This is a genomic window from Bordetella sp. (assembly GCF_051960075.1).
GTDB lineage: Bacteria > Pseudomonadota > Gammaproteobacteria > Burkholderiales > Burkholderiaceae_B > Bordetella.
The window spans coordinates 49,785-63,998 of the sequence record NZ_JBQCER010000051.1; the positions used below are offsets into that span (position 1 = coordinate 49,785).

Annotated in this window: 15 protein-coding genes; all 15 read right to left on the bottom strand. The window is 63.2% G+C overall.

Annotated elements, in window-relative coordinates:
- Positions 1-7 precede the first annotated feature (7 nt).
- Positions 8-835, bottom strand: a complete 828-nt coding sequence (locus ACTHJ1_RS07425) for an HpcH/HpaI aldolase/citrate lyase family protein (RefSeq protein WP_440189976.1) — start codon at positions 833-835, stop codon at positions 8-10.
- Positions 835-2,028 (bottom strand): CaiB/BaiF CoA transferase family protein, encoded by a 1,194-nt coding sequence (locus ACTHJ1_RS07430; RefSeq protein WP_440189979.1) that lies wholly within the window; start codon positions 2,026-2,028, stop codon positions 835-837. The genes ACTHJ1_RS07425 and ACTHJ1_RS07430 overlap by 1 nt, the downstream gene beginning before the upstream one ends.
- The gene (locus tag ACTHJ1_RS07435) at positions 2,025-2,858 is read right to left on the bottom strand and encodes an FAS1-like dehydratase domain-containing protein (protein WP_440189982.1); all 834 of its coding nucleotides are present in this window, start codon (positions 2,856-2,858) and stop codon (positions 2,025-2,027) included. Before ACTHJ1_RS07435 ends, ACTHJ1_RS07430 begins: the two co-directional genes overlap by 4 nt.
- 155 nt (positions 2,859-3,013) lie before the next feature.
- Positions 3,014-4,417 carry a DHA2 family efflux MFS transporter permease subunit gene (locus ACTHJ1_RS07440; RefSeq protein WP_440189985.1) on the bottom strand — a complete coding sequence of 468 codons (1,404 nt, stop codon included), beginning with the start codon at positions 4,415-4,417 and terminating at the stop codon, positions 3,014-3,016.
- 10 nt (positions 4,418-4,427) lie between these two features.
- On the bottom strand, positions 4,428-4,757 hold the full coding sequence (locus ACTHJ1_RS07445) for a hypothetical protein (protein WP_440189988.1): 330 nt from the start codon (positions 4,755-4,757) through the stop codon (positions 4,428-4,430).
- A 24-nt stretch (positions 4,758-4,781) separates the two neighbouring features.
- Positions 4,782-5,282 carry a MarR family winged helix-turn-helix transcriptional regulator gene (locus ACTHJ1_RS07450; protein ID WP_440189991.1) on the bottom strand — a complete coding sequence of 167 codons (501 nt, stop codon included), beginning with the start codon at positions 5,280-5,282 and terminating at the stop codon, positions 4,782-4,784.
- 125 nt (positions 5,283-5,407) lie between these two features.
- Entirely contained in the window at positions 5,408-6,931 is a 1,524-nt protein-coding gene (locus ACTHJ1_RS07455) for a fumarate hydratase (protein ID WP_440189994.1), read from the bottom strand.
- A 301-nt stretch (positions 6,932-7,232) separates the two neighbouring features.
- Positions 7,233-8,123 carry an alpha/beta fold hydrolase gene (locus tag ACTHJ1_RS07460; RefSeq protein ID WP_440189997.1) on the bottom strand — a complete coding sequence of 297 codons (891 nt, stop codon included), beginning with the start codon at positions 8,121-8,123 and terminating at the stop codon, positions 7,233-7,235.
- A 37-nt stretch (positions 8,124-8,160) separates the two neighbouring features.
- Positions 8,161-8,826, bottom strand: coding sequence for a GntR family transcriptional regulator (locus ACTHJ1_RS07465; protein ID WP_440190000.1), 666 nt, complete (start codon positions 8,824-8,826; stop codon positions 8,161-8,163).
- A complete protein-coding gene (locus ACTHJ1_RS07470) occupies positions 8,813-9,406 on the bottom strand; it encodes an amino acid synthesis family protein (protein ID WP_440190003.1) in 594 nt (197 codons plus the stop codon). Before ACTHJ1_RS07470 ends, ACTHJ1_RS07465 begins: the two co-directional genes overlap by 14 nt.
- Positions 9,407-9,418: 12 nt before the next feature.
- Positions 9,419-10,393 carry a tripartite tricarboxylate transporter substrate binding protein gene (locus ACTHJ1_RS07475; RefSeq protein WP_440190006.1) on the bottom strand — a complete coding sequence of 325 codons (975 nt, stop codon included), beginning with the start codon at positions 10,391-10,393 and terminating at the stop codon, positions 9,419-9,421.
- 296 nt (positions 10,394-10,689) lie between these two features.
- Positions 10,690-11,484: an SDR family NAD(P)-dependent oxidoreductase gene (locus ACTHJ1_RS07480; protein WP_440190009.1), complete on the bottom strand. Its 795-nt coding sequence runs from the start codon at positions 11,482-11,484 to the stop codon at positions 10,690-10,692.
- Positions 11,485-11,575: 91 nt separating this feature from the next.
- The gene (locus tag ACTHJ1_RS07485; protein WP_440190012.1) at positions 11,576-13,012 is read right to left on the bottom strand and encodes an NAD-dependent succinate-semialdehyde dehydrogenase; all 1,437 of its coding nucleotides are present in this window, start codon (positions 13,010-13,012) and stop codon (positions 11,576-11,578) included.
- A 73-nt stretch (positions 13,013-13,085) separates the two neighbouring features.
- Positions 13,086-13,688, bottom strand: coding sequence for an amino acid synthesis family protein (locus tag ACTHJ1_RS07490; RefSeq protein ID WP_440190015.1), 603 nt, complete (start codon positions 13,686-13,688; stop codon positions 13,086-13,088).
- A gap of 37 nt (positions 13,689-13,725) precedes the next feature.
- On the bottom strand, positions 13,726-14,199 hold the full coding sequence (locus ACTHJ1_RS07495; RefSeq protein WP_440190018.1) for a VOC family protein: 474 nt from the start codon (positions 14,197-14,199) through the stop codon (positions 13,726-13,728).
- Positions 14,200-14,214 lie beyond the last annotated feature (15 nt).

The window sequence follows — 14,214 nt, forward strand, 5'->3', positions numbered from 1 at the left end:
CTTCGGCTCAGGCGGACGCGATGCCCGCGCGCGCCAGCACCTGCCGTGCACGCGCCAGCACCGGCGCGTCGACCATCTTGCCTTCGAAGCGAAAAGCGCCGGCGCCGCTCGCGCGTTGAGCCGCGAGCACACGGCACGACCAGTCGATGTCGGACTGTGCGGGCATGAATGCGGCATGCACCGCTTCGATCTGCGTGGGATGAATGCACAGCATGCCCGAGAAGCCCATGTGACAGGCGCGCTCGGCCGCTGCGCGCAAGCCCTGGACGTCGCCGATGTCGGGATATACGCCGTCCATCGGCGCGGCCAGGCCCGCAGCGCGGCTGTGCAGCAGCACCAAGCCGCGAGCGTGATCGAGTAGCGCGGCCGCAGCTGCAGTATCCGGCGTGAACGCCAGATCCACACCGTAATCGAGGCTGCCGAAGGCCAGCCTGTCCACGCCCGCTCCGGCGGCGACGTCGGCTATCTGGACCAGGCCGCGTGCGGTTTCAATGATGGGCACCACCGGCCTGCCCTGCCCCGCACGGGCTACCTGGGCCGCGGATTCGGCCTTGGGCAGCATGACGGCAGCCACGCCGGGCTGGCCACGGAGCGCGGCCAGATCTTCTTCGTGCCAGGGCGTCGTGGCGTCGTTCACGCGCACCCACAGGCGCACAGCAGGATTCGCGTCGAGAAACTCGACCAGAGCCTGCCGCGCCGCGGGCTTGGCCGCAGGCTCGACCGCGTCTTCCAGATCGACGATGACGGTGTCCGCGCCGCTGGCCAGAGCCTTGGGTATGCGCTCGGCGCGCGAGGCCGGCACGAACAGGGCCGAGCGCACGATGGCTTGCGGCATCACACGGCTCCTTCGGCATGCAGCCTGGACACTTGGTCCGCGTCGAAACCCAGCGAGGCCAGCACTGCGTCGGTGTGCTGGCCTAGGTCCGGGATTGCGTCCATGCGCGGCTCGAACGCGTTGTTCGACGCCGGCGGCAGCAGCGCGGGCAGCGCGCCCGTGGCGCTGCCGATGTCGCGCCAGCGGTCGCGCGCGCGCAATTGCGGATGGGCCCATACGCCGGCCATGTCGTTGACGCTGGCGTTGGCGATTTGCGCGGCCTCCAGCTTGTCGGTCACTTCGTCCAGGCTCATCGTGGCGAAAGTCTCGACGATGATGGCGCGCAAAGCCTCGCGATTGACCGTGCGGCGCGAATTGGACGAAAAGCGCTCGTCGTCCGCCAGTTCGGGCCTATTCAGAATTTTGTCGCAAAACACCTGCCATTCGCGTTCATTCTGCAGGCCCAGCATGATGGTCTTGCCCGCGCCGACGGGAAAAGGGCCGTAGGGGTAGATGGTGGCGTGGGCCGCGCCGGCGCGCACGGGGGGCGGCGCGCCGTCGAAAGCGTAGTACATGGGAAAGCCCATCCACTCGACCATGCTCTCGAGCATGGAGACGTCGATGCGGCTGCCCGTGCCGGTCTTGCCTCGCAGCAACAGCGCGTTCAGGATGCCCGAATACGCGTACATGCCCGCAGCGATGTCCGAGATGGAACAGCCCGCCTTGGCGGGCTCTTCGGGCGAACCGGTGACCGACACGAAGCCGCTCTCGCTTTGAATCAGCAGGTCGTAGGCCTTTTTGTCCTGATAGGGACCGCCTTCGCCGTAACCCGAGATGTCGCACACGATGAGCCGCGGATGCGCTGCATGCAGCGCCTCGAAGGACAAGCCGTGGCGGGCCGCGGCGCCGGGCGCCAGGGGCTGCACCAGCACCGCGGCCTGCGCCAGCAGGCGCTGCAATACGTCCTGGGCCGCCGGGTGCTTCAGATCCAGCGTCAGGCTTTCTTTCGAGCGATTGGTCCAGACGAAATGCGAGGACAGGCCGCGCACGCGCTCGTCGTAGTTGCGGGCGAAATCGCCCACGCCGGGGCGCTCGACCTTGATGACGCGCGCGCCCATGTCCGCCAGCTGGCGGGTGCAGAAAGGTGCGGCGATGGCGTGCTCGAAACTGACGACGGTGATGCCGTCCAGCGGACGAGGGGCTGCGTTGCTCATGCGGTAAACCTCAGATGGGCCTGGTGGGCCAGGGTGCCGTCCTGCTCGGCCCACAATTCGGCCACGCCGGGCTCGACCATGCGGCCGGCAACGTCGAAAGGCGTGGGTGCGACCAGCGGCCGCAGCCCGCGATAAGACAGACTCAAAAGCCTGCTGTCCGGATGGGCGCGCCGAAACGCCGCGACCATCATCGTGGCAATCATCGGGCCGTGCACGACCAGACCGGGATAGCCTTCCTGTTGCGTCACGTAGGGATGATCGTAATGGATGCGATGGCCATTGAAGGTCACCGCCGAATAGCGGAACAGCAGCACCGGCGTGGGATGCATGGTCTCGCGCCACGCCGCGGCCGGAGCCGGTTCGGTGCCTACGAGCTTGGGCGGGGAAGGCTGGCGGTAGACGATGTCCTGCTCTTCCGAGATCGCGATGACGCCGTCCTGCCAGTATTCGTGGCGCACGGTCACGAACATCAGCGAGCCGGTGCGGCCGGTCTTTTGCTTGACGTCGATCACGGTGGAGCGGCGCTCGGCGGGAACGCCCACGCGCAGGGGCGCGGTGAATTCGACGCGGCCGCCGGCCCACATGCGGTTGCGGTCGTTGCCGGCGGGCGGAAGAAAGCCGCCGCGCGCCGGATGGCCATCGGGCCCCACGCCGTCGATGGAAACGGCCGAGATGAAGAAGGCCCATTGCCACAAGGGGGGAAGCGGATCGCCGGCCTTGAGCCCCGGACCGCCCAGTGTGGCCGTCACGCGGCCTACGGCGGTCTCGTCCAGCTCGTCGGCCATGGTTTCGCCGCGGCCGATCCAGGCGGCCGGGTCGGATTGGTTCATTGTTGATCTCCTGTCGTCTTGCTTTACCATTATTCCATCTCACCCGCGCCCTCTGACGCCATCACCGATACAGCCAGCGACCACAATCATCAAGACATCCGCGAAGCCGTGCGCGATCCGTGCGCCTGGTTTCCGGTGGGATACTCTCGCAAGATTCACGCTTCGCGTACAGCGGGCAGCAGCATCGCCGCCAGCACCATGACAGCGTGCAGCGCGGCTAGCGCCAGGAAAGCCCAGGCCCAGGCGTTCAGGCCGAAACGACTCACCTGCCCCTGCAAGGCCCAGGAAAGAAACAGCGCACAACCTGTCGTGAGGATGGGGCCGCCGATCCGCTGCACGATATTGAGCGTGGTGGTGGCCATGGGCAGGGCGCCTTTCTCGACAGACGCATAGGCCAGGGAGATGGCGGGCAGTCCCACCGCTCCCAGGCCCACGCCGCGCATGAAGATGACGCCGGCCAGGACGGCCTGGTCCAGGCCCCGCGTTGCCTGCCAGACCAGCGCCAGGGTCGATACGAGCGACAAGAGAGCGCCCGCAACGGCCACCGGGCGATCGCCGAAACGCCCGGTGAGAAAGCCTAAAGAGGGCATGGCGGCCATCATGCCCAGGCCCATCGGCGCAAGCATCCAGCCCATCGCCGCAGGAGACCGGCCGCAGGCCTGGACCAGGAACAAGGGGATGAGCATCTGTCCGGCAAACAGAACGCCGTTGGAAAAAAACTGGGTAAGCGATGCGGCTGAAAACACCCGCCGACGGAACAGGTCCAGATCGATCAACGCATCGGTGCCCTTGCTCTTTTCCACATAAATGAATGCGGCAAGCGACAGCGCTCCCGCTGCGACCGTGGCAATGCCCGATGGCCGATCGACATGCTCTGCCCCGACGAGAACGAGCATCAGGCCGGGCGAAAGCAGGAAAAGTCCCATCCAGTCGAGTTTGCGCGCGGCGTAGTCCTGCTCGTCGTTCGGCAGAAAGCGCACCGCCAGCGCGAAGGCAAGGGCGCCGAGCGGAACATTCACCAGGAACAGCCAGCGCCATGTCGCGTAATGCAGTATTGCTCCGGCGATGACCGGGCCGAGCAGCGGCCCGAGCAGCACAGGGAGGGCAGCGTAGCCCGCGACACGCGTGAAATGCGGACCTGTCGCCCGCTTGATCATCATCTGCGCCATCGGCGCCAGCAATCCGCCGCTGGCTCCCTGCACGAGGCGAAAACCGATGAGCGAGCCCGCCGACCACGCCAGCCCGCAAAGCGCAGAGCTGATCGTGAAGATCGAAAAACACCAAAGATAAAGCGCCTTGGCGCCAACGCGCTCGATCAGCCAGCCGTTCAAGGGCAAGGCGAATGCGAGCGCGAGCAGATACCCGCTGGTGACCCATTGAATCGTCGAAAGCGGCGCGTGCAAATCCGCGGCCAGGCTGGACAGCGATACGTTGACGATCGTCGCATCCAGTTGCGCGAGCAGCGCGCCGAACATCGCCACAACCGTGATCTTCCACGCCTCGGCGTCCAGGCCTTCCGATGCGAAGCTTGTGCGCGAGCGCACCCGGGCATCACCCATGCCTGGACACTCAGGAATGCTCCGGCGCATTGCCGCCGTGGAAACGGCCGAAATGCCGGGCCGAGAAAAGCGCGATCAGCAACGCACCGGCACCGCACGCGAGCATGTCGCCCGTATTCTTCAGGCCGAAATCGCCGACCCGGCAAACGAGCGCATAGCCGGCGGCAGCGTTGAAGAAACCCCACAAGACATTCACCGTAGACGAGGAAAGGCCTGCGCCCGGCGGCCTGGCGAAAGGACTCTGAAAAGGCCGTCCCATCATGCCGCTGACAAGATGCGGGATCGCGTTCGCGAGAAAAATGCCGCCGAAAAAATAAGCCACATCGTAAAGCCAGTTCATCGTTGAACCCCTTTTCCAATCTGGTCAGAGATCGCGCAGCGTCCCGTCGCCGGAATGGCCGCGAGCCTGCGGGTCTTCCGGTTCAGCTTCGCTCAAGCGCTTGATGAGAGCGGCCGCCGACACCAGCGTCTGCCGCTCCCCGGGATCGAGTTCGGCCATTGCGGCAAGCAGCCACTTCTGCTTGGCGGCGCTGCGTTTGCGCCGCGCCTGGACGCCCTCGGCCGTCAGCGCAAAAAGTACCTGCCTGCCGTCGGTCGGATGAGACTGGCGCAGGACCAGTCCCTCCCGCTCCAGTTCGGCGAGCGTCGCGCCCATGGACTGCGGTTTTACCGACTCCATGCGCGCGAGATCCGCGGTTGTAGCCGGGCCGGCCTTCTCCAGCCGCGACAAGGCCATGGTCTGCGACCACGTCAGCCCGTCGGGATTCGATTCCGCGCGCAAGCGCCGCAGGAGTTGGCCGATCGCCAGCGCGAGCTCGGAAATGGTCGTTTCCAGCGATAGCGATGCAACAGGGGCAGCAGTCATGAATGAAGCATAGATATAAACAGGAAAACTTGCAAGTTTTCCTGTTTATATTCCGACCTATCCATTGCCGCTGCGGGACAGAAAAAAGCCCCGCGATGCGGGGCTTGGTCTCGGTACCCGGCGGATCAGGCCACCGCGACGGGAATCTTGCCGATCTTGGCCTGCCATTCCTTCGGGCCGGTGTTGTGCACCGATACGCCGCCGGCGTCGACCGCCACGGTCACGGGCATGTCTTGAACCTCGAACTCGTAGATGGCTTCCATGCCCAGGTCGGCAAAGCCCACCACCTTGGCCGAACGGATCGCCTTGGACACCAGGTAGGCGGCGCCGCCCACGGCCATCAGGTAGGCCGACTTGTGCTTCTTGATGGCCTCGATGGCGGCCGGGCCGCGCTCGGCCTTGCCGATCATGGCGATCAGGCCGGTCTGCGCCAGCATCATCTCGGTGAACTTGTCCATGCGGGTCGCGGTCGTGGGGCCCGCCGGGCCCACGGCTTCATCGCGCACCGGATCGACCGGGCCCACGTAGTAGATGACGCGATTGGCGAATTCCACGGGCAGCTTCTCGCCCTTGGCCAGCATGTCCTGGATGCGCTTGTGCGCGGCGTCGCGGCCGGTGAGCATCTTGCCCGACAGCAGCAGGGTCTGGCCCGGCTTCCAGCTAGCGACTTCTTCCTTGGTGAGCGTGTCCAGGTCGACCTTTTTGGACTTGTTGTAGTCCGGCGCCCAGTGCACGTCGGGCCACTCGGACAGCGCGGGCGCCCGCAGGTGCGCCGGGCCCGAGCCGTCGAGCACGAAGTGCGCATGGCGGGTGGCCGCGCAGTTGGGGATCATGGCCACGGGCTTGGAGGCCGCGTGCGTGGGGAACATCTTGATCTTGATGTCCAGCACGGTGGTCAGGCCGCCCAGGCCCTGCGCGCCGATGCCCAGGGCGTTGACCTTCTCGTACAGCTCCAGGCGCAGTTCCTCGGTCTTGTCGCGCGGACCGCGGGCCTGCAGTTCGTACATGTCGATGTCTTCCATCAGCGACTGCTTGGCCATCAGCATGGCCTTCTCGGCCGTGCCGCCGATGCCGATGCCCAGCATGCCCGGCGGGCACCAGCCCGCGCCCATGGTCGGCACGGTCTTGAGCACCCAGTCCACCAGCGAATCGCTGGGGTTGAGCATGGCGAACTTGGATTTGTTCTCCGAACCGCCGCCCTTGGAGGCGATCTGCACGTCGACCTTGTCGCCGGGCACCAGTTCGACGTTGAGGATGCAGGGCGTGTTGTCCTTGGTGTTCTTGCGCTCGAACAGGGGGTCGGCCAGCACCGAGGCGCGCAGCGGATTCTCAGGGTTCAGGTAGCCGCGGCGCACGCCTTCGTCGCACAGTTCCTGCAGGGTGCGCCGGGTGTCGAAGCGCACGTCCATGCCGATCTTCATGAAGACGTTGACGATGCCGGTGTCCTGGCAGATGGGGCGGCGGCCCTCGGCGCTCATGCGCGAGTTGGTGAGGATCTGGGCGATCGCGTCCTTGGCGGCCGGGCTCTCCTCGCGCTCGTAGGCGCGGGCCAGGTGCCGGATGTAGTCCGTCGGATGGTAGTAGCTGATGAACTGGATGCCGTCGGCGATCGACTGGATCAGGTCGTCTTCTTTGATGGTCGTGGTCATGGCGGATTTCTAGGCGGGAAGACTGGGGAAAACGTTAATGATACGACTTGCTGACATGGCTTGCTGTCGCTGGTTGGGTTCGATTGCTTGCCGCTGACTGAGTTCTTAAGCCGCCTAGATTGAGTTCTTGAGGCGCCAAGGCTGCCCTGCGGAATTCCGATGCTCGCCCGGTGGGCTGCGGATGGCCGCCCCGTGCTTCGGATTCCTCCGGGATCCTCGACTTACATTTGCGTCACGCGACGGTTTTAAAACCTCGCATTGGCTGATGCTATGAGCCGTCGATAGGGCGGAGGGAGTCCGATCAACATGATGGCGTCTCGACCGAGCTCAAGAACCGGAGCACCGCACGCTCGAACGCCAATGCATTGTCGTCGTGGGCATAATGCCCGGCCTCGGGAATCTCCTCGATCAGTATCCGCTCATTCAGCCGCGCCATTTTCTCGGCAGTTTCGGCGGACAGGTAATCCGAGCGCGCTCCGCGCAGCAACAGCGTGGGACATCCGAGCTTGCGCACCGCCGGCCAAAGATCGGGCAGAGCATGGCCCGGAGCGGGCTCCAGGCGGGCCTGGGCAATGCCTGCCTGATCGTGGCGCCAGACGATTCCGTCAGCCGTCTCCTTCAGCGAATATTTCAAGCGCGAAGCCAGCGCGACTTCGGATATATGTGGTCGCGCGTCGCGCCAAAACCGGGCTGCCTGGGCCCAGGATTCAAATTTCAACGGCGTTTGTTGAAGCTCCCGCTTGATGCGATCCTGGCCGGCTCCCTGCGCCTCGGATCCGGGACCGTATTCCTCGAGAATCAGGCTGAGCAGACGCTCCCCGTGATCCCTTGAGTAATAGAGCGCATTGATGGCTCCGAGCGAATGGCCAAGCAAGTGAAAACGGTCCAGGCTGAGCGCATCGACCAGAGCTCCCAGATCGCTCACATACTGGTCGGCGTAGTAATTCGCTGCGGGGTCCCAATCCGAAAGGCCTCGCCCCCGCTGATCCAGCGATATGACGCGAAACCGATTGCATAGCAACATGGCCAGCGGTTCGAATGTCATCGCGTAGCTTCGAAGGCCATGCAGCATGATCACGGCCGGGGCATCGGCCGGCCCCCACTCGGCATAATGGAACTTGAGTCCGTTGAGCGCGATATAGCAGTCCCTGGCCATGCAAGATGCGGCGGATTCTCCTTTCAGACCGTCCATGGGGGCGCCTGCAGGTGCCAGATCTTGACGATTCGAATCATTTTTTCCCGGCATTGCGAATTACCCTTAGCGCTACGCGTTCGGCCTGTTGCACGTGATGCCGGGATGCAGCCGCGGCCGCCCGGTCGTCGCGCGCAACCAATGCTTCGAAAATCTGGGTAAGCTCAGCCAGAGTCTCGGGCAATCTACCGCCTTCCGACAGCGAGGTGCGCCGCAAAAGCACGATTCGATTGTGGAGCTGGCGCAGCATTCTCTTGAGCAATCGATTTCCGCTTCCTTCCAGAATCGCATCGTAGAACCGGTCGCTCAGTCTGACCGTTCCTTCTATATCGCCGGCAAGAGCGAGCGCACGAAGCTCGCCGAATGCGTCCTGCAGTTCGAGCATATGGCGGCTGGTGGCGCGCGATGCGAATCCGATGCACGCCTGGGCCTCCAAGGCACCGCGAGCTTCGTATAGATCTTCGACATCCTCATAGCTCAGGCGCGAAACGACGGGGCCTCTGTTCGGCTCGAGCGTGACCAGGCCCTCGGCTTCGATCTGGCGCAAGGCCTCGCGAATGGAGGTGCGGCTCACGCCCAGCAACTCGACAAGCTCGCGCTCTTTCAGCCGGTCTCCCGGCGACAGTTCTCCGGAGAGGATTCTCCGGCGAAGCGCGTCTTCGGCTTGGCGGCGAAGCGGCGCCGCCTCTTCAATAAAGTCCATTTTCTCCCTTGATTTCGCTGGATTTCAGCCCCCCCAGGCGAGCTCGAAGGCGTCCGCGCGTTGCAAGCGCCACAACGACGACCACCTCGTCGGGCGCCGGACCATCGGGAAACGCCAAGGTATAAGTATCGTAATGCGAGCGCACGTAGAGCGCATCTTTATGGGCCAGCGGAACGTCGATCTGGCTTCCCAGCGACGCGCGCTTCCCCGTCGATGGGATCCAGGCTTTCGCGCCGCCCACGGCCGCTCGTATTGGCTCGGCAAACACTGTCGTGATGAACGCATTTCCGTGGTCGTATTCGCCCGCCGTGCCGACGATGCATGCCTTGCCGTAGCTTTCGATCGCGCGATCTCCGACAGCCGCTTTGATGCGGCGCGCAAACTCATGGCCCAGCGACTCGGACGCGGCGACTATGGGTTCCAAAGACGGGCCAAACTGGCCGGCATAAGGATTTTTGATCGTGGCGGCAATTGCATATTTATGCAGCGGCTCGCCGTCGGCGGACATGCCCAGTTCGGTGGTCAGGGTTTCTTCCTGGCTCACGCTCCACTTGCGAACCGTCAATTCAATACCATGCATGACTTTCTACTCTCAGATCTTAATGGGATTTTTTGCCAGGATTTTCTTGTAAATATCGATCGAGGAGCGCAGTTCCCGGTCCAGGACCTGCGGACCGCCTCCGACCCAGTCATAGCCCTCGCTCTTCATGCGTTGAACGAAGTCTTTATCCTTCGTCGCGGAATTTGTGCGATCGGCAATAGATCGGGCGATTTCCGGCGGCGTCCCCTTGGGGGCGAAAAGTCCGAACCAGCCGTTGAAATCGAGCGATCGGACTCCCAGCTCCTTGAACGTCTGAACTTCGGGGAACAAACCGGTTCGATGCGGTCCGGTTACGGCAAGCACCCGGACTTTGCCGGCTTTCGCCAATCCGTACACTGCACTGGTAGTCAGAAATACGCTGTCGACGTTCCCGCCGAGCATGTCGGTTATCGCCTGGCTCGAGCCTTTGTAGGGAACATGCGTAAGCTGTATTTTTTCCGTCGCCGCAAATAGCAGTCCATATAGATGCCCCGAAGATCCAACGCCGAAGGAGCCGAATGTCACGATGTGATTCTTGGCGTATGCGATGTAGTCGGCAAGGGTCTTGATCTTCGATTCGGCCGGCACCACCAGCACGTTTGCTATCTCCGCAAGAAGCGAAACCGGCGTGAGATCTTTGATGGGATCGATTTCAAATTTGAGAATGAGCGGACCGAGCGCCTGGGTGCTTGAACTCCCGAGCAGCACGGTGCCGCCGTCCGCCTTTTGATTGGAGACAAAGCGTGCCGCAATGGCGCCGTTGGCGCCAGGCTTGTTTTCCACAACGATATTGCTGCCCGCGAAATCGGGCGTAACGACCTGGGCGAGCGCGCGGGCAAGCTGGTCCGTTCCGCCGCCGGGGGCAAAAGGCACGATCAAATCGATCATGCTCGGCAACGCAACTTGCGCAGCGTGCGCATTGACCGTGGGGAGCATCCCTGCCCCGAGAAGCGTGGCGAGACGGCGATTGAAGTCACGGCGATCCATGGTGGTTCCTTTTGAACGGGTTGTTCTTCCCCTCTCACGCATGACCCAGGCATCCCCCGCATTCCTTGCGGGCATTGGGCTTCATCCTTCCTGCCCATGTTTTGCCGTGGAGATCCGCCGAGAGGATCATTCGTGCACTACCTCATGATTTTGTAGTACCAAACAAACAAAAATCACGAAAATAATAATACCAAAAGTGATCGTCAGTGATGGGGATTCGCAAATGAACCATTAAATCTATCAATTAATAATTATTAATTGATAGATTTAATTAATAATAGATCGCGCGCCCGGCGTCAGAGAAAAATGCCGCGCGTGATACCGCCATCGACAGCGATCGATTCACCCGTGATGGCCGCGGCACGGCCGGATGCGAGGAACAGCACCACATCCGCGATTTCGTTGGTCTGCAGCACCCGGCGAATCGGCGTCGCCTTGGCATAATTGGCTTCGACCTCGCCGGCGGTCAGCCCCTGCAGCTTCGCTTCCTTTTCATAGAGTTCGTGAATATGCGGTGTTTCGACCACGCCCGGATGGATGACATTGACGGTGATGCCCGCGGGTCCCAACTGGTCGGACAAGGTCTTGGTCATGTGGCAGATGGCCACATTGCGCATGCCGGAGAGTTGTTTGCTACCGCGCCCGGTCAGCCCGCCGATGTTGATGATGCGGCCGAACCCGTTCTTGCGCATGTGGGCCGAGGCGGCCTTCGCGCAGCGCATGTATCCCACCACCTTGATGTTGATATCGTCGAGCAGGCCCTCGGGACTGGCGTTCTCGATTTCGCTGCGCACCAGGCCGCCCGGGTGGGCCGCGCCGTTGACCAGGATGTCGAGCTGTCCGAAGCGCTCGGCCACGAGATCCATGGCAGCCTGTACCTGAGCGGTGTCGCTCACGTCGGCCGGCACGGGAAGAATATCTCCTCCCGTCGCCTCGGAGATTTCGCGCGCCGCCTGCTCGAGCGGCCCGCGGCTGCGCGCGACGATGGCCACGCGCGCGCCTTCGCGCGCAAAGGCCTCCGCGACGGCGCGTCCGATGCCGAGACTGCCTCCGGTCACCACGGCGACCTTGCCTTCGAGGTTCAAATCCATGTTCGTTTCTCCTGATGTTTGAATGAGTTTGGCCGGTGGCTCGGCCGATACCGGTGGCGGCGGGTCTTGCAGTTCGAACAGGCCGTTCTGCTCAAACCTGCGAAATCATCTTGGTAACGAGGAAACTGTCGAACGACTCTGTTCCTCCTTCGCTGCCAAACCCGCTGTCTTTCACGCCGCCGAAAGGCAGCTCTGGGTTGGCCATTCCGGAATGGTTGATATTCACCATGCCGGCTTGCAGGCCGTTCGCGACGCGAGTCGACACCCGGAAAGAGTTCGTGAAAACGTACGCCGCCAGGCCGAACGGCAAGGCGTTGGCCCGTTCGAGCGCCTCGTCGATAGTCGAGAAAGACGAGAGCGCGGCCAGCGGTCCGAAGGGCTCTTCTTGCATGATGCGCGCCGTGTCGGGCACGTTCGCAAGCAGCGTCGGTTCGTGGAACCAGCCGCGTTCGCCTATGCGCCTTCCTCCGGTCACGAGGTCTGCTCCTTCGCGGCGCGCGTCGTCGACGAGATCGACGATGGACTGGAACCGGCGCTCGTGGATAAGCGGCCCCATCTGCACGCCCTCTTCGAAGCCTTGGCCGATCCTGACGGCCGACAATGCCTTGCGGAAGGCGTCGGCGAAGCGATCGTGAACGCCTCGCTGCACGAAAAAGCGCGTCGGCGATACGCACACCTGGCCCGCATTGCGGGTCTTGAGGCGGGCGAGCAGCGCGGCTGCCCGATCGAGGTCGGCGTCGTCGAATACGAGCACGGGCGCGTGCCCTCCGAGCTCCATGCTCATGCGTTTCATGTGGAACGCGGCTTGCGAGGCAAGCTCGCGGCCGATCGGCACCGAGCCGGTGAACGAAATGGCGCGGACCAGGGGCGATTCGATGAAGCGCCGGGAAATATCGACCGGATTGCCCCAGACAATGTTGAACACGCCTGGCGGCAGCCCGGCGTCCTGCAGTGCATGCGCTATGGCGACAATGGCGCTGGGCGACTCCGCCGGCCCCTTGAGCACCATGGTGCAGCCGGCCGCCAGCGCCGCCGCGACCTTCTTGATGGCCTGCCCGAACGGAAAGTTCCAGGGGCTGATGGCGGCGCAGACGCCGACGGGCTCGCGCAGCACCAGTTGGCGCACGTTCGGTTCGCGCGGAGGAACGATGCGCCCGTATATGCGCCGACCTTCTTCGGCATGCCAGTCGATATGTTCGGCGGAATTGAACACTTCGGCCCGCGCATCGGCGAACGGCTTGCCGTTGTCGAGCGTGATGCCGCAAGCGATTTCGTCCGCCCGTTCGCGAATGAGATGAGCGGCCTGACGCAGAATGTCGGAACGCAGCAGGGGCGACGCGTCGCGCCAGGACGGGAAAGCCCGATGCGCGGCTTTCAGCGCGCTGTCGACCTCATCGGGTTCCGCCCAGGGAAGAAGCCCGAGCACCGATTCGTCGGCCGGGTTGCGGACCACGCAGGAACGGCGTCCGGCGTGGCCATGGAAAACGCCGTCGACGAAAAAAGCCAGTTCGGGATATCGGATCTGCATATCATTCCTTGCGCAAGAAAGCGCCTCAGTCCGCCTGGGGGTAGTCTTCGCGACTCATGCCCGTTGCCCTCGGTCAGTGCAGCCCGTCTTCGCCCTTGATTTCGGATGCCTTCAGCCCTCCCAGGCGGGCATTAAGACGGCCGCGCGTGGCAAACGCCCAGATCACGAGCAGTTCATCCCTGTTGGGCGCGTCGTTGAACTGTGCAGTGACCGTGTCGTAATGGGAACGCACGTACAGCGCATCCTTGTGCGCAAGTGGTATGTCGATGCTGGTGCCCGGGCCGCCGCGCTTGCCCGTGGAAGGCACCCAAGACTTCCCGCCGCCGACGGCATCGCGCACCGGGTTGGCCGCCGGATTCGTGAGCAGCGCGTTGCCGTGCTCATACTCTCCATCGATGCCCACGAGCACAGCCTTGCCGTAACTTTCGATGGCCTGCCCCTGCGCAGCCTCTTGAATGCGCCGGCCGAACTCCCGTCCGAGATCGGGCGAAGGGCCGATGAACGGCGAAAGGTCTTCCACATAGCGCCCGGCAAAGGGGTTGTGGATGCACGCCGCCACGACGATCTTGCGCAGCGGATTTCCATCGGGCGGCGCGCCGGTCTCGCCCGCGAGAGTATCTTCGATCTGCAGGTACCATTTGCGGATATGGTAGCTACCGAAATTCGGTTTCTTCATCTAGTCGAGTCCCGATTTTTAGGCAGTGGATGCGAGGTCAGAGAGGCTGAATATCGAACGGATCGCTCGGTGCATGGTGAGCATTGAGCACACGCTTGCCTTCGTCGTCGTCGTGCACGGTCTCCAGGAAGAATTCGAATCGGTGGCCGTCCGGATCGTGGAAGTACAAACCGTATCCGACCTTGTGATCGGTGGTCTTGACCACATCGACATTCTTCCGGATCAGCATTCCGTACAAGCGTCGAAATTCATTCATATCGCCTTCGATCTCGAGCCCGTAGTGCTGCATGTTGACGGTTCCGCGTGTCGTGCTCTGCGGATCGTCGACGCGAATCAGCGCGATGTCGTGGTGCTTCTTGCCGAACGACAGGAACACCCAGCGCTCGCCGCGGGCGACCTCCTGCATGCCGAGCACGTCTTCGTACCAGGGTGCCGAGGCGAAAGGATCTTTTACGAACAGCGCCAGGTGGGTCCGGCGAACGCGGGGCTTGATATCGGTAGTGTCAGTCATAGTCTGCTCCATTGC

Bases quoted from the DNA above. Each gene is read 5' to 3' on its own strand.
- ACTHJ1_RS07425 (WP_440189976.1), bottom strand. From the start codon at position 835: ATGCCGCAAGCCATCGTGCGCTCGGCCCTGTTCGTGCCGGCCTCGCGC.
- ACTHJ1_RS07430 (WP_440189979.1), bottom strand. From the start codon at position 2,028: ATGAGCAACGCAGCCCCTCGTCCGCTGGACGGCATCACCGTCGTCAGT.
- ACTHJ1_RS07435 (WP_440189982.1), bottom strand. From the start codon at position 2,858: ATGAACCAATCCGACCCGGCCGCCTGGATCGGCCGCGGCGAAACCATG.
- ACTHJ1_RS07440 (WP_440189985.1), bottom strand. From the start codon at position 4,417: ATGGGTGATGCCCGGGTGCGCTCGCGCACAAGCTTCGCATCGGAAGGC.
- ACTHJ1_RS07445 (WP_440189988.1), bottom strand. From the start codon at position 4,757: ATGAACTGGCTTTACGATGTGGCTTATTTTTTCGGCGGCATTTTTCTC.
- ACTHJ1_RS07450 (WP_440189991.1), bottom strand. From the start codon at position 5,282: ATGACTGCTGCCCCTGTTGCATCGCTATCGCTGGAAACGACCATTTCC.
- ACTHJ1_RS07455 (WP_440189994.1), bottom strand. From the start codon at position 6,931: ATGACCACGACCATCAAAGAAGACGACCTGATCCAGTCGATCGCCGAC.
- ACTHJ1_RS07460 (WP_440189997.1), bottom strand. From the start codon at position 8,123: ATGGACGGTCTGAAAGGAGAATCCGCCGCATCTTGCATGGCCAGGGAC.
- ACTHJ1_RS07465 (WP_440190000.1), bottom strand. From the start codon at position 8,826: ATGGACTTTATTGAAGAGGCGGCGCCGCTTCGCCGCCAAGCCGAAGAC.
- ACTHJ1_RS07470 (WP_440190003.1), bottom strand. From the start codon at position 9,406: ATGCATGGTATTGAATTGACGGTTCGCAAGTGGAGCGTGAGCCAGGAA.
- ACTHJ1_RS07475 (WP_440190006.1), bottom strand. From the start codon at position 10,393: ATGGATCGCCGTGACTTCAATCGCCGTCTCGCCACGCTTCTCGGGGCA.
- ACTHJ1_RS07480 (WP_440190009.1), bottom strand. From the start codon at position 11,484: ATGGATTTGAACCTCGAAGGCAAGGTCGCCGTGGTGACCGGAGGCAGT.
- ACTHJ1_RS07485 (WP_440190012.1), bottom strand. From the start codon at position 13,012: ATGCAGATCCGATATCCCGAACTGGCTTTTTTCGTCGACGGCGTTTTC.
- ACTHJ1_RS07490 (WP_440190015.1), bottom strand. From the start codon at position 13,688: ATGAAGAAACCGAATTTCGGTAGCTACCATATCCGCAAATGGTACCTG.
- ACTHJ1_RS07495 (WP_440190018.1), bottom strand. From the start codon at position 14,199: ATGACTGACACTACCGATATCAAGCCCCGCGTTCGCCGGACCCACCTG.